We start from the raw sequence: 13951 nt of genomic DNA on the forward strand, positions 1-13951 counted from the left end.
AACGCGTGCATGGCGGTCAGCGGCCGACGCGCCGCCACGCGGCCGGGAGGAACGCCTGGCCCCCACTCGGCGTTCGTGACCGTCCGTACCCCGACCATCGACACCCTTGCCACGAACGTGCGCACGCTGATGATCCCGGGCCGTCACCAACGGACCACCGCCCGGCCGTCCCTGATCGTCACCGGGCCTGCCGCCGCCGGCAAGACCACCGCGCTGCTCCATGTCGGGCGCGCCTGCCACCTCGCCCACACCGCGCGAAGCCGCGCGGGCGACGGCGCGGGGGTACCGGTCGCGTACGTCCTGGTGCCGCCCGCGGCGACCGCGAAGACCCTCGCGGCCGAATTCGCCCGCTACCTCGGCGTGCCGATCACCGACCGGATGACCCAGGCGCAGATCACCAACGCCGTCCGCCACGTGTACGGCGAGGCGGGAGGCGGCTGGTGATGATCGACGAGATCCACCGGCGGGGCCCGCGCACCACCGCCGGCGCGGAGACCGCCGACCTGTTGAAGGACCTCACCGAACGCATCGCGGCGACATTCGTGTACGCGGGCATCGACGTGGCCGCCACACCGTTGTTCGCGGGAGTGCGCGGGGCGCAACTCGCGGGCCGGGCGGCGTTGATCGACTGTGGGGCGTTCCCCGCGCGTGTGGGTGGGGCGGAGCCGTTCCTGGACCTGGTCGCCGCGATGGAGAACGCTTTGGACCTGCGCGCCCATCGGGCGGGAACATTGCCCCGGTAGGTGTCGTATCTGCATGCCCGCACCGCCGGGCGGATCGGCAGCCTGGCCCGGCTGGTCCGCCAGGCCGCGATCGGCGCGATCCTCGACGGCACCGAACGCATCACCCGAGGCGGCTTGGACGCCGTGCGCATCGACCACCTCGCCGAGGAGCACCATCGGCCTCGCAACCCCACTCGGGCGCGCGCAACGCCCGCGCGCGCAACGGCGCGACGCGTCCCGTGAACGCGAACGGAAAGGCACGCGGGAGCGGGAAGGCACGCAGCGGGAGCAGACACGAAGGCGACGGGGGCGGCGGCGGGCACCTCGAACCGGGCCCGACGCGGCGATATCCGCAACTGCCGCCCTCGGGCGCCCTGCGGGTCGCGCCCGTGGCGCCTGTCCGACTACCCCCGGGCGGACGCGCACGCCCGTCGGGCGCTGTCCATGTTCGTCGACCTCCACGACGTCCTCGGCCAGGCGAACGCGCACGCGGACCTGGCCAACATCGAACACCACCGCGGCCGGTATCAGGATGCGGCCGTCCGCGCGGGGCAGGCCCGCGCCTTGTTCCTCCAGGCAGGCGACACCCGGGGCCACGCCGACAGCGAGGGCGTTCTCGGCATGCTGGGCCGCCTCACCGGCGACTACCGCGGCGCACTCGAACATCTGGACCTGGCCCTCACCCTCTTCACCCGCATCGGGAACGAACGCAACCAGGCCTGGATCCACATCGAACTGGGAACGGTCGGCCGCCAGACCGGGGCGTACACGCAGGCTCGACACCACTTCCACCGCGCCCGCGACATCTGCGACCGCACCGACGACGCGGTCAAACAAGCCTGGGCCGACCGCGAACTCGGCATCCTCGCCCGCATCACCGGGAACTGGGACGAGGCACTGACCCTCCTGTCCGCCGCCCTACGCGTCTTCACCGACCTCGGCAGCCGAAGGAACATCGCCGACGCGCTCGTGGAGCTGGGCTCCCTGCATCGGGTGAAAGGTGAGACGACTGCCGCACGAACATCCCTCGAGCGAGCGTGGGGCATCTACGTCGACATCGGGAACCGACGCGGAATCGCCTGGACGGAACTGGAATTGGGCACTCTCGACCGGCTCACCGGGTCCGCGACGTCCGCCCGGGAATACATCGACCGGGCTGCCGCCCGCTACGCGATCGTGGGCGACCGATCGGGAATCGCCAGGACCCACTACGAACTGGGCTGCCTCGCACAACTACGAGGCGAAGATGCCGTCGCGCGAACACAATGGGAGACCGCCCTCGCGCTGTACGCGGCGATGGGATCTCCCGAAGCGAATGAGACACGCACCCGACTGAACACCCTATGAACCGGGACCGCTCTCCGGGCCTCGGCAGCGCTGAGATCCGCGTCCCGGTTCCGCAGGCACCCAGGTACATGTTCGCGGCCCCGAATCTGATCGTCCACTACGTGTTCGAGCACGAGTACCTGCCGCCGGAGGCGTTCGGCGTGTTCGGGTCCGCGGCGTGCCGGAGTCGTCGTCGGACTCGGGATCGTTCTCGATCGCGGCCCGCATCTGGGCCGGGACGGCGTCGGGGGGCGGGTTGGGCGCGTCGTGTCGGGCCGCGCGGGGCGTTTCCGGCCCAGCCCCCTGGGGCGGTCTCGCGGCGGTGTCGGCGTTTGGTCGCCGCGTGGCGAATCCGGGTCGGTTCGGCCGCGCATGTCGTGGTGACCGGATCCGCCCGGGTCGTCTCCTCGCGTTTCGGTCCGTCTTCGTCGTCGGCGCGTCGGACACGGCTGGTCTATATGACCGACCACGCCGAACCCGACCACGATGTACGAATGTATTCCTGCCCCGAGAAGACCCAATACGTATTCATGTCATCCGGCATCTGCATCACGGCATCGATCCTTTCCGCGAATTTCGGGTAGGCCCCGAGCCCGCCCCAGTCCCTCAGCGGCATCGGTGCCTGTACCACGGTATCTATGTGGTTTTCCCCGCCCGCCACATTGATACGAATGAACTGCGACCCCGAAAAAACCCAATACTCGTTCACATTGCCCGGCGTCCGCGCGACGGCATCGATTCGTGACGTAAACTGCGGAGAACTTCTACTGAAAGCACCCCAGTCCCTCAGCGGCATCGGTGCCTGTACCACGGTATCTATGTGGTTTTCCCCGCCCGCCACATTGATACGAATGAAGTGCGACCCCGAGAAGACCCAATACTCGTTCACGTTGTCCGGCGTCCGCATCACGGCATCGATTTGCGTCGTAAACTGCGGAGAACTTCTACTGAAAGCACCCCAGTCACTCAACGGCCTCAAACCCTGCTCCACGGTATCTGTTTGGTTTTTTCCGCCCGCCACATTGATACGAATGAAGTGCGACCCCGAGAAGACCCAATACTCGTTCACGTTGTCCGGCGTCTGCATCACCGCGTCGATTCGTGTCGTAAACCCCGCTTTCCTGAAAGCGTTCCGATCACTCAACGGCTTCGGGCCCTGGACCTTCTTCCCGTCGGTGCCGGTGAGGCGGGCGGCGACGAGTGCGCCGGCCGCCGCGGCCAGGGTGGCGCCGCCGCCGAGCAGGACGGTGCGACGGCTCGGTGCACGCGAGGTGGTCGACGTGTCCCCGGTCCCGGCTCCGATATGGACCGGTGTGGGGGTGGGGCGGAACCGGGTCGCGCCGGCGCGCCCGGGGGCTGCCCGGGGAGGTCTTCATCGGAGGGAGTGGGGTGGTGCCGGGGATCCCATAGGCGCCGGGCCTGTTCGAGGCCCTGCTCGTCGACGAGTTGAATGATGTTGATGTTCTGGTCACGGCCGATGTTGGTGCCGCCGGTGTTCTGCTGGAGGTTCCCGCCGACGGTGTTGTTGCCCGCGTCCTGCGCGGTTTCGGTGCGCCGCGCGGGGCGCCGACGGAGCAGGCGTCGGGGGTCCTTCCGCGGCTCACCCATCCTGGCGCTGCCCGAAGTCGCCGTCGATGTCGTTCCCGCGCGCTTCCTGCTCCGCGGGCCCCGTGGACGTCTGGGTGAACGAGCCGCGGACCCTGTTGTCCTCGGCCCGCTGGCGCCGGACCGGCGCGGGTGCCACCGGGAGCAGCCACCACTGCACCGCGACCCCCAGCACGAGCAACACCGCCGCGGAGGCCCACCACCGCGTCGGCTCGGTGGTGACGAGCCCGGTGGCCACGTTCACCATCGCGGCGACCACCACCGCCCCCACCGCGCCCACGAAACGCTGCACCATCGGACTCATCCACGCCCCCCGGCAAGACCGAACACCCGCCACGAACGTCGCGTCGGGAACCGGCCCACGGGCGCGGGCCGACCTCACGGGACCCGGGCATCCACCGGCCGCCGACACCGTTCTCACACGGGAAGGCTTCCGCCCGCCCGGCCCCCTATCCACCGACCCTAGGGCCGCAACAGGACGAAAGTCCGGGTGATCGCACATCCGACATCGGACGACCCGACCTCCCACCGCCACGATCAGCCGGCCGAAGCGGCGGCACAACGGCCGTGTCAGTGGGCGCGGCCGGGCGCTCGTGCGGCTTCGAGGTGTTGGTCGCCGAAGCGGGGCAGCGGTGGAACGTGCGTACTTCCTCGGGTTCGACGACCGACCGCGGACGGCGCCGCGTGACGCTCATGCCGGGCCGCGCGGGCGGGGCTGGGCCGGCGGCGTCCCCGGCCGAGCGAAAAGGGGCGTTCGGGTATCACGGAGCCGGCACGCGCCCGGAAGGCGGCGGACCGATCCGCCGATCTCGGAAAAAACACGAGTAGCCGACGTGGGAATCGAGAATTCGACTGCCGTAGTGTTTCTTTGCGCCGGCGGCCGGCGTCCAGGTTATTCGGCCGTACACGTCGATGCGGAGCGGGCCGCCGAGTCGTCGGCGCCCGCTCCCGGTCGACTATTGCTTGTTGGTGCGGTCGAGTCGCTTCAGATCCGCGTCGGTCAGTTTGAGCCTATTGTTCGGCAACGACTGCGGTGCTCCCTGGCCGTCCAGGGTGTACTGACCCTGAATCGGTGTGAGCACCGATGCCGGAGCATCCGGGTACGTGTTCAGGAACAGCAGATAGGGGGTTCCCGCCTTCAGGGACGTGGTCTCCTGGGACTCGTATGTGGTCTTTCCCAGGGTGCCACCGAGTTGCTTGACCTCGATGACGTCCCCGACCTTTCCGGGGCCCTTGTGCAGCTCGGTGATCCGCACCCGGTGGACGGTCACCACGACAGGCTCCCGGGGCTCTTCGGTCGCCTCCGTTCCGGCCTGCGGGTTGAGCTTCGGATCGTCGCTGTCCACGACGATCGGCGCCAATTCCCTGACTTCCGATCCCGGCTGGACGACACCGCTCACCACCGAGTCGGCGGTCGCGTACATTTCGTCGGACGAAGCGAATTCCGGGAATGCCGCGTGATACGAGACCCGGTCCGAGGCCGACGACCCGCTGTCGCTCGAACCGCAGGCCGCCACCGTCGTGACGAACCCTGCGGCGCAGATCAGGGAAAGGATTCTCCTCTTCATGCCACACACCCGTTCGTCAGTAGATTCGGTTGACTTCGGCGATGTCGTACGCGGTCGGCTTCACCAGCGTGCTCCAGGACTGGTACTTCATGATGGAAGCCTTCGAGGTCGACGGATTGTCGGCCAGGCTGAGGCCGTGACCCAGCTCGTGCGAGAAGATCCGGGTGACCATGTTGTTCCAGTTGGTCGCGTCCCTGTTGATGGTTCTGCTGTTCATCTTGATGGTGAAGGTACGACTGCTGTTGCGCGGCCCCTTGGATGTGGTCAACCCATACCAGGTGTCCGAGTACGACTTGACCGTCAACGTGTTGCGGGAATTCGACAACGTACCGATCGCGACCGGCGTCGCCGTACCGTTCCAGTTCGAAATCGCCCGGACGAGAGGCCCCTGCCATGTGCTGTTGTAGTCGAACGTCCGTATGTCGAAGTCCGCGCGCGGCATTCCACCGGACCAATATGTGGCGTGTGCCGGCCCGGAAGCCGCCGGAATGATGCAGACCGCCGCCACGGATGATATGGCGATCATGCGCACCGGGTGCGATATACGCATTCTTCTCCGTTCCCCCGCTGTTCGTATATCGGTGAAAGGGATGCCCCGGTCGCCTCCTCGGCGTTTCGAGAAAGTGAAAGGGACGCCCTCTGCCGGCAGCATCCCTTCGATTCCTCCCCGACGTCAACGGCTTTCCTCGCGACGACTCCGAGGGATTCGGACGGCCGACCCGGTCGAGTGCACGGGTACAGGCGTTTTGCCCTGCTCCCTCCCGTGCCGTTGTGCGAGTTCGGTGCGCGTTCGTACGGATTCACAGAACAGATTCGACACGGAGAAAAGCGATGGAAAGCCCTGAGGGATCGGGAGAAGGGCGCGAGGGAGCCCGAGGGGGGTGTGAGGGAGAATCGGGAATGGGATTCGCATCGATGGATTCGCATCGGACGTCACCGACTCCGCCATGGGCTGTCCGGATCGGTCCGACGCCGCACGCCACCGGCCGCCTCCCACACATGGCCGAGGTACGTCTTGCCCGGGCCACGCCGCGGTGACGGGGGTGCGGCGCATGCCGCCGACGGCGACGGCGACGGCGACGGCGACGGCGACGGCGACGGCTTGGTGGATGGTCCCCTCGACACCGGCCCTTGCGGCGTAGCGTTCCTTCCACGCTTTGGTGCTCAGCTCGGCGCGAACGCGAAGCCGGTGGCCCCGACCTGCTGCGGAGTGCTGTTCGGCCGGACCGGTGCGATCACACGGATTCCGCGTTCGACCGGGCGGTGAGCAGGGGTTCGGCGGAGGAGTATCCCGATCCGTGCGTGCCCGAGCCGGGTGTTCGAGACGAGCGTCGGCACGCCGTCAGCCCGCCGGGGCGTCGGCGGCCGCGGAGAACCAGTCGGGGCTGTATCTCTCGTGCACGAAGGCCAGTACGCCCCCGGGGCCGTGCATGGTGTACGTCTTGAACGCACAGAGCCGGCCGGGGCCCGCGGGCCATCGGGCGCGGCCGACGTTGTGCAGTTGCCGGACCGTGGTGAGCCCGGCCCGGCTCAGGGCGAATCCCAAGGGCTGTTCCGGGTCTGCCATGGCCGCGTCCATGCGAGGGTCGCGTGCCGTCGGCGCGACGACCCTGTTGAGGGAGATCGTCGCACCGTCGGGCGTGAGCAGGCGGCTGTGGCGCGACCAGCACGGCTGTTGGCCCGGCAGGCGCAGTGCGGACACCGCTTCGGTGTCGCCGAGGGCGTTCGCGTGGGTCTGCTCGATGGAGTCGGCGCGGATGTCCAACGGCTCACGCAACGCGGCCTGGAGGAGCACCGTGGTCAGGCCGTCTCCCGCCAGCAGCATGCGGGTGGCCGGGGAAGCGAATCGTGCGATGCGCGCGTCCAGGCCCTGCGGGCACCGGCGAGGGGGCGGGGCAACGGCGGGGGCGGGGGCCGTCTGGGGCACGGGGACAACCTTCGCTGGCAGGTGTGGTGTTCGTAAGCCGGGCGGTCGGGAACGCGTCACGAGTGGACCGTGTGCGGGTCCCGGGGCGAGGGGAGCGGCATGCGTCCCCATGCCGTGCGCAGTTCGAAGAACTGCTCCCGGGTGTCGGGCCGGCGCACGTGGTCGAGTGCCTCCTCGAACGCGGCCGGCCGCATCCCGTGGGTGAGGAGGAAGTGCCGGGACTGGCGCAGGGTGCCCTCGACGAACTCGGTGAAGCTGCGGTCCACTCCCACGACCGGCCGGTGCGTGTGTACCCCGATCTCGGTCAGCCCCAAGCCGGCGAACGCCTGCGCGTACCGGTCCGCGAAGTACAGGTCGCTGCCGATCACCTCGGCCATCATCCGGAAGTGCCCCGTCACCGCCGCGCGATAGTGCGGGTGCAGCAGCTGCGTCGCGGGAAGCACGACGGGGTCGGTGAGCACCAGCAGACCACCCGGCTTGAGCCAGGAGAGCATCCGGGGCAGCAGGTCCTCACGCTCGCGTACATGCGTCAACACCAGACGCGCGTGCACCAGATCGAACCGGCCCGGCCGGAACCCGGGATCGGTGATGTCCGCCCGGAGCACGTCCAGTTCACCGGAGCACTCTCGAAGGAACGCCGTGTCGCGGTCCACCGCGGTCACCCGCGCCCCCACCTGCAGGCTCAGCCAGCGGCCGAGGGTGCCGGTCCCCGCTCCGACGTCCAGACAGCGCAGGCCGCGCGCAACACCGAGCCCCAGCAGCACATCCCGACTGATCGGGTCCAACGCGCGGGCCAAGGCGCCCAGACGCTCCCGCTCGCCGTCGCGGGCGGAGGAGAACAACACATCGCCGTACCGCTGCGCGGATGAGTCCACAGTCATGCCCCGACCAACGATCCATCGGTGCTTTCGTCACCTCGAACGCAACTGCCGTACGCGGCACGACGCGAACGGTGTTGCCCGAGGCGCGGGCAGGGCGTGGGGAGGGACCCGCGAGGAGCACGGCCACGACAACGCCGCAACCGAAAACCTTCACCGGTGATCGTGACGTGTCGTGCGGTAGGTGCTTCGGCCAGGTGGGACGCGGCGGGTCGTTGCCGCGCAGTCACCGGTCGGTGCCGGTGGTCGTCGAGCACAATGGGGTGCGGGTCGTCGTCGAGGACGGCTCGCCGGAGACCGCCGCCCGAATCGCACGCGCCCTCGGCGCGGGAACACACACACGCACCGCGGACCCCGCCGACGAGGGCGTCGGAACGGGACGGGGACGGTGTCGGTCCCTGACCCGAGGACCGGACGGGCCGTCCTGATCGGTGTGGACACCTACACGGACCTGGAGTCGTTGCCCGCCGTGGCCGCGGGAGTCCGGCGACCGGCCGAGTTGCTGTGCGATCCCCGGGTGTGGGGACTGCCCCACGACCGCATCACGGTGCTCGGCTCGGCCGCGACCGCCACCGACGTCCGGAACGCGATCGTGAACGCGGGGAGGGACTGCACGGGCACGCTGGTGCTGTACTTCGCCGGCCACACGGGGGCAGGCGCCCCCGGGACCCGGCCGTGTCCCGAGGGCGTCGCCGGCCGCGAGCCCGGCAGGTGCCCGCCGGCGTGGGGTCGCCCCTGGGTCAGAGGAACCAACTCTGTGTCGCGGAGGAGTTGGAGGTCCAGATGTTGGCCTGTGCCCCCGGCTCCTTGGAGTCGTGTCGGATCTCGAGGGCCTTCAGGCCCGCCTCCACGCTGTACATCTTCCAGCCGCCGCCGGTGGGTGCCGTGAGCGTGATCCCTTCTGCTCGCCACTGTCGTCACAATTCCACTGCCGGACGACCGAGCCGTCGGCAGTGCCGTAGGGCTCCAGACACAGACCCGAGTTGACGTTCACGATCTTCCCGAAACCGTCCCCGGCGTCCATGCGGCGGGCCGCGCGGCCGGCGGAGCGGGTCGAGGCGCCGACGGTGCCGGGGACGCGGTGGTCGTGAGCGGTGGTCGCGGCGGGTGCGGAGGGGGCCGTGCGGGCGTTGACGCCGATCGGCGCCGCGACCGGGTTCGCGGGGCGCGGGAGCGGGGTCACCTGCCGATCAACCGCCCTGCGGGGGCGGGGCGTTCGTCGGGAGTGATGGTGCGGTGACCATCCGTCATGACATGATCCACACGAGTCGGCAGCGAGCCGGCCACACCGAGGAGTCGCCTGGTCCGAGACCACGCCCGACGCGAAGGGCCCCGCCAAGGCACGGATCTCACCCGAGGCGGCCGCGAGCCCGGAGGAACCCATGCGCCGTATCGCGCACATCCCGACCGCCTGGGCCGCCGCGACGATGACGACCCTGGCAACCGCAGCCTCGGCCCACGCCGCCTCGGGCCGCTGATCATCGACGACGTGGGCCACGAAAACCCCACCGGCTGCACCAACTCCTCGCCACCGGGCGCACTCGACATCGTGAACGACACCGACAGGGCCGTGGACGTCTATCGGTACGGGGCGCCGGCCGCGGTGATCGCGGCCTGGCCGGTCTGGGTGAGCTGCCGGATGTCGGCCCGGCCGAGCGCGCTCGGCCAGGGGTCATGCTGCGGTGGGTGGCGAGTCGCGCGTGTCGCGCGTGGGGCCGGTGGGCCCTGCGGCGACGGTGAGGATGCCGTCGAGTTCGGCGAGTTCGGCGATGAGGGCCTGGGGCTCGGCGGGTTGTTCGGTGCGTCGCTCGGTTCGTCGTCTGGGGGGTGCTTCGAGGTGGAGGACGACGTGGGTGACGCGCCCGCGGATGCGGTCGACGGGGTCGCGGGCGGCGGCCGCGGCGGGGTCGTGGTCGCGGTTGTGGACGGTGACATCGGTGACGTGGAATCCGTGGGCGACGGCGGCGACCAGGATTCGGGGCAGTACGCCGCGCGCGGGCAGGTAGGTCAGGCGTAGCTCGGCGATCCGGTGGCCGGTGTCGGTGAAGCGCCGGATCAGTGGCGTGTAGCCGAAGACGACGACGAAGTGCAGCGCGGTGACGGCGAGAGCGTACAGGGGGAGGCCGGCGGCGCAGGCCATGCCGACCGCGCAGGTGAGCCAGACGACGGCTGCGGTGGTCAGGCCGCTGACGCTGTCGCGGCGTACGAAGATCAGGCCGCCGCCCAGGAAGCCGATGCCGGAGACGATCTGCGCGGCGATACGGGACGGGTCGTAGCCCTGAGCGCCTGGCGGCAGGACGTCGGCGAAGCCGTACTTGGAGACCTCGACGAACAGCGCGGTCCCGACGCCGACGAGTGCGTGGGTGCGCAGGCCCGCGCTTTTGTTGCGGATCTCGCGTTCGACGCCGATGGCGCTGGACAGTACGAACGCCAAAAGGATCTCCCACAGTTGTGGCCACCCGGCGCCGTGGTGGAGGCCCGAGCCCGGGTCGGGCCCGGGTATCGCTGACATTGCGGTGATCGTCGCGCCCATGCGCACCTGCCTCGGTCGACTCTTGCACCGGAAGAATATTCCAGATAATCATGTCTCTATGGATGATCCTTCCACAACGGTTCCCGCCGACTCCCCGCCGCTGCGTGAGCTGGTGCGCCGGGCTTCCGGCCTGTCGACCGCCGAGCAGCGGGTCGCCCGGACGGTGGCCGAAACCCCGGCCGAGGTGGTGCAGATGTCGGTGAGCGACCTGGCCGCCGCGTCGCAGTCGTCGGTGGGCACGGTCGCGCGGTTCTGTCAGAAGCTGGGGCTGCGCGGCTTCCACGACCTCAAGCTCGCCCTCGCCCGCGAGACCGCGCCGACCCACCGGCGCCTGGCCGAGGACGTGGCGCCGGGCGACGACGCGGGGCAGATCGCCCGCAAGGTGCTGTCCGGCTCGGCGCGCGCCCTCGACGACGCGGTCCGCGCCGTCGACGCGGCCATGGTCGAGGCCGTGGCGGACGCGCTGCTGGGGGCGCGGCGGATCCTGTTCGCGGCGGTGGGTACGTCCGCGCCCCTGGCCGCAGACGCGGCGTACCGGCTGACCACACTCGGCCTGGACGCGGTCTTCCCCGGCGACACGCACCTTCAGCACGTCAGCGCCCGCACGCTGCGGCCGGGCGACGTGTGCTTCGCGATCAGTCACACCGGCGCGACCCGCGAGACCATCGCCGCCGTGCGGACCGCGCGGACGGTCGGGGCGAGCACCGCAGTGCTGACCAGCTTCGCCGGCGCGCCGATCGCCGACGCCGCGGACCTGGTACTGGTCGCGGGCAGCAGCGAGACCGCGTACCGCGTCGAGGCGATGAGCAGCCGCCTGGTGCACCTGGCCCTGCTCGACGCCTTGTACGTCACGGTCGCGCTGCGCCACGCCCCCGCCCGCGACGCGCTCGCGGCGACGGAAGACCTCCTGACCGAACACCGCTACTGAGGACCCGCATGCCTCCCACCGCGCACCACCCGGCGGCCCCGCCGCGCCTCGATCTCACCGACACCCTCGTGCTGTTCGACTGGAACGGCACCCTGGTCGCCGACACCGACCGCGCCCTGCGCGCCACCAACGCCGTTCTCACCCACCGCGGCCTTCCCGGCCTGACCGCCGAGGACTTCCCCGCAAAGTGGAAACTGCCGCTGGCTGCGTTCCTGCGTGACCTGGGCGCCGCCGACCCCGAAGCCGCCGAGCAGTACTGGAACCGTGCCCTCGCCGCCGAACCGGCGCCGCTCCGGCGTGGCACCGCCCGCATGCTCGACACCCTGCGCGCCTGCGGCGCACGCCTGGGCGTGGTCTCCGCCGCGGGCGCCGCGGCCGTTGCCGACGACATCCGAAACACCGGCCTCGACGACCGGTTCGACGTCGTCCTGGCCGGAGTCGCCGCCAAGACGTCCGCCCTGCTGAGCCAACGCCCCACCCGCCCCCGGGCGTACTACGTCGGGGACACCGAGTACGACATCCACTGCGCCCGCGCCGCCGGATACCTCGCCATCGCCGTCACCGGCGGCTACCGCCCCGCCCACGCCCTCGCGGCGGTACGGCCCGACGCGGTCGTCGACCACCTCGACCAACTCCCCGGCGTCGTCACCGCCCTGCACGCCAAGACACCCGCACCCCTCGGAGGAACCCCGGCATGAACCCGCACCTGACCCTCGGAGCCACGCCCGACGAAGCCGGCACACCCGGCCGGCCGCCTGCCCCGGGGCCCTGGACGCACCTCGACATCGCCGACGACCCCCGGCAGTTCACCTTCGCACTCATATCCGACCGGACCGGCCTCGCCCGCCCCGGCGTCTTCGAACGCGGCATCGCGGCCCTGAACCTGCTGCGCCCCGCGTTCACCGTCCAACTCGGCGACCTCATCGAGGGGTACACCGACGACGAGGACATCCTCGCCGAGGCGTGGGCCGAACTCGACCGGATCGTCGCGCCCTTGGACATGCCGCTCTTCCTGGTGCCGGGCAACCACGACGTGTCCGACGACCTCGCCCGCCGGCATTGGCTCGGCAGGTACGGCCGACTCCACCACCACTTCCGCTACAAGGACGTCCTCTTCCTCGTCCTCGACACCCAGGACCCCCCGGTCCGGCAGTCGCCCGAAGCACTCGAAGCACTGGCCGAAATGCACGCCTACGCCGAGCGCGACCCGGAGGGCTTCCGCCGCCTCGTCGAGACGTCGATCGACTGGGAAGGCGACCAGACCATGGCCTGCGTCTCCGAGGGCCAGATCGCCTGGGCCGAGAACGTCATCCGCGAAAACGCCGACGTCCGCTGGACGTTCGTCCTCATGCACCAGCCCGTCTGGCAAGGCGAAGGCCACCCCGCCATCCACCGCATCCGCGCCGCACTCGGCGACCGCCCGTACACGATGTTCGCCGGACACGTCCACAACTACAAGAACGCCGTCATCGACGGCCGCGACCACATCCGCCTCGGCCCCACCGGCGGCCTGTGGGTCAAAGCCGAAGGCGACAACGGCAACTTCGACCACATCACCCTCATCACCATGGAACCCGACGGCCCCCACATCGCCAACGTCACCCTCGAAGGCCTCCGCGACCACCACGGCAGGCCCCTCGCCTGAGCAGGCACACCGGCCACGCGGCAGCGACGGCGCACGCACCCCGCCGGCGCCGGCGTGCTCGGCCGCCCTCTCCGCGAGTTCGGCCCGCCGCCGTCGACGTTGCGGGACCCGGTCGTCGTCATCGCCACATCGGTCATCGGGAACTCCCTTTGCTCAGGGTGTACATCGAGTCCTCGATGGTCCCTCGAGTAGCCGACAGGCGGCGGCGTCACGATGCGGAGTCGACACTGCGTCGAGCGTCGGCGGGGTCGTGGACCTTGGGGAGTGACGTGGGCCGGTGGTAGGCCGTAGTGTTCGGCGATTGACGGGTGATCAGGGCTGTGGTGAGGGGGCGAAGTGAGTACGACGACGGCTGTGGTCGCGTGCGTGTTGCTGGTGGTGGTATTGGCCATGTCCACGTCGTGGGTGGGTGTTTTGATCGGGCTGGCGCCGCTGGTTGTGATCGGGGGGCGCGAGTTGTACGGGCGGTACCTGGCGGCGCAGACGGAGCGAGCCAAGAAGTAGCGCCGCGGGCCCCTCCCCCATGGGTGGAAGTCCCCACGCGAGTGGGGTGATTCGGTCCCGGAGCCTGGATGCTGATTCGAGGCAGTGGCCTACGGGCGAGACTCGCTGTCGGGCACATCGGTGTCCGCGTCGGGTCGGTGAGCGGCGGCCGACCGTGCCCGCGGCACGAGGCCGTCGACCGGTTCGCCCACCGTCCGCTCGACGATCGCCGACCCGGTCCACAACCGAGCACTCCAGGGGCAGGACCGGGAACGGGCCCGAGGTGCCGAATCCGGCCTCGGGACAGGCCGTCGAGCACGATGACGGCATGCAGGC

General features: G+C 70.1%; 12 protein-coding genes and 1 pseudogene. 6 read left to right on the plus strand and 7 right to left on the minus strand.

Annotation, left to right across the window (positions count from 1 at the left end):
- Nucleotides 1–34: 34 nt before the first annotated feature.
- Nucleotides 35–965, plus strand: a pseudogene (locus ABZ374_RS32325) (TniB family NTP-binding protein); the annotation flags it as partial.
- A gap of 153 nt (nucleotides 966–1118) precedes the next feature.
- Nucleotides 1119–2069, plus strand: a complete 951-nt coding sequence (locus ABZ374_RS32330; protein ID WP_360317979.1) for a tetratricopeptide repeat protein — start codon at nucleotides 1119–1121, stop codon at nucleotides 2067–2069.
- A 433-nt stretch (nucleotides 2070–2502) separates the two neighbouring features.
- Here ABZ374_RS32330 and ABZ374_RS32335 read toward each other — a convergent pair whose 3' ends face one another.
- The 7 genes from ABZ374_RS32335 to ABZ374_RS32365 form a co-directional block, all read right to left on the minus strand.
- Nucleotides 2503–3138 (minus strand): hypothetical protein, encoded by a 636-nt coding sequence (locus tag ABZ374_RS32335; RefSeq protein ID WP_360317833.1) that lies wholly within the window; start codon nucleotides 3136–3138, stop codon nucleotides 2503–2505.
- 510 nt (nucleotides 3139–3648) lie between these two features.
- Nucleotides 3649–3948: a hypothetical protein gene (locus ABZ374_RS32340; RefSeq protein WP_360317835.1), complete on the minus strand. Its 300-nt coding sequence runs from the start codon at nucleotides 3946–3948 to the stop codon at nucleotides 3649–3651.
- Between the two features lie 661 nt (nucleotides 3949–4609).
- Nucleotides 4610–5221 (minus strand): hypothetical protein, encoded by a 612-nt coding sequence (locus tag ABZ374_RS32345; protein WP_360317837.1) that lies wholly within the window; start codon nucleotides 5219–5221, stop codon nucleotides 4610–4612.
- 16 nt (nucleotides 5222–5237) lie between these two features.
- Nucleotides 5238–5753, minus strand: a complete 516-nt coding sequence (locus tag ABZ374_RS32350; protein WP_360317839.1) for a hypothetical protein — start codon at nucleotides 5751–5753, stop codon at nucleotides 5238–5240.
- Between the two features lie 810 nt (nucleotides 5754–6563).
- Entirely contained in the window at nucleotides 6564–7148 is a 585-nt protein-coding gene (locus ABZ374_RS32355) for a hypothetical protein (protein WP_360317841.1), read from the minus strand.
- 56 nt (nucleotides 7149–7204) lie between these two features.
- Nucleotides 7205–8029, minus strand: coding sequence for a methyltransferase domain-containing protein (locus ABZ374_RS32360; protein WP_360317843.1), 825 nt, complete (start codon nucleotides 8027–8029; stop codon nucleotides 7205–7207).
- Between the two features lie 1669 nt (nucleotides 8030–9698).
- A complete protein-coding gene (locus ABZ374_RS32365) occupies nucleotides 9699–10538 on the minus strand; it encodes an MgtC/SapB family protein (protein WP_360317845.1) in 840 nt (279 codons plus the stop codon).
- 79 nt (nucleotides 10539–10617) lie between these two features.
- On the opposite strand from ABZ374_RS32365, the gene ABZ374_RS32370 reads away from it, so the two are divergent.
- From ABZ374_RS32370 to ABZ374_RS32385, 4 genes are all read left to right on the plus strand, one after another.
- On the plus strand, nucleotides 10618–11487 hold the full coding sequence (locus ABZ374_RS32370; protein WP_360317847.1) for a MurR/RpiR family transcriptional regulator: 870 nt from the start codon (nucleotides 10618–10620) through the stop codon (nucleotides 11485–11487).
- Nucleotides 11488–11495: 8 nt separating this feature from the next.
- Nucleotides 11496–12185: an HAD hydrolase-like protein gene (locus ABZ374_RS32375; protein ID WP_360317849.1), complete on the plus strand. Its 690-nt coding sequence runs from the start codon at nucleotides 11496–11498 to the stop codon at nucleotides 12183–12185.
- Entirely contained in the window at nucleotides 12182–13132 is a 951-nt protein-coding gene (locus ABZ374_RS32380; protein WP_360317851.1) for a metallophosphoesterase, read from the plus strand. The genes ABZ374_RS32375 and ABZ374_RS32380 overlap by 4 nt, the downstream gene beginning before the upstream one ends.
- Nucleotides 13133–13468: 336 nt before the next feature.
- Nucleotides 13469–13636 (plus strand): hypothetical protein, encoded by a 168-nt coding sequence (locus ABZ374_RS32385; RefSeq protein WP_360317853.1) that lies wholly within the window; start codon nucleotides 13469–13471, stop codon nucleotides 13634–13636.
- Nucleotides 13637–13951: the final 315 nt, after the last annotated feature.

This window comes from Embleya sp. NPDC005971 (assembly GCF_040629175.1).
Classification (GTDB): Bacteria; Actinomycetota; Actinomycetes; order Streptomycetales; family Streptomycetaceae; genus Embleya.

Excerpts from the sequence above, each read along its gene's own strand:
- ABZ374_RS32340 (WP_360317835.1), bottom strand. The coding sequence starts at position 3,948 with ATGGTGCAGCGTTTCGTGGGCGCGGTGGGGGCGGTGGTGGTCGCCGCG.
- ABZ374_RS32345 (WP_360317837.1), bottom strand. The coding sequence starts at position 5,221 with ATGAAGAGGAGAATCCTTTCCCTGATCTGCGCCGCAGGGTTCGTCACG.
- ABZ374_RS32360 (WP_360317843.1), bottom strand. The coding sequence starts at position 8,029 with ATGACTGTGGACTCATCCGCGCAGCGGTACGGCGATGTGTTGTTCTCC.
- ABZ374_RS32365 (WP_360317845.1), bottom strand. The coding sequence starts at position 10,538 with ATGTCAGCGATACCCGGGCCCGACCCGGGCTCGGGCCTCCACCACGGC.
- ABZ374_RS32370 (WP_360317847.1), top strand. The coding sequence starts at position 10,618 with ATGGATGATCCTTCCACAACGGTTCCCGCCGACTCCCCGCCGCTGCGT.
- ABZ374_RS32375 (WP_360317849.1), top strand. The coding sequence starts at position 11,496 with ATGCCTCCCACCGCGCACCACCCGGCGGCCCCGCCGCGCCTCGATCTC.
- ABZ374_RS32380 (WP_360317851.1), top strand. The coding sequence starts at position 12,182 with ATGAACCCGCACCTGACCCTCGGAGCCACGCCCGACGAAGCCGGCACA.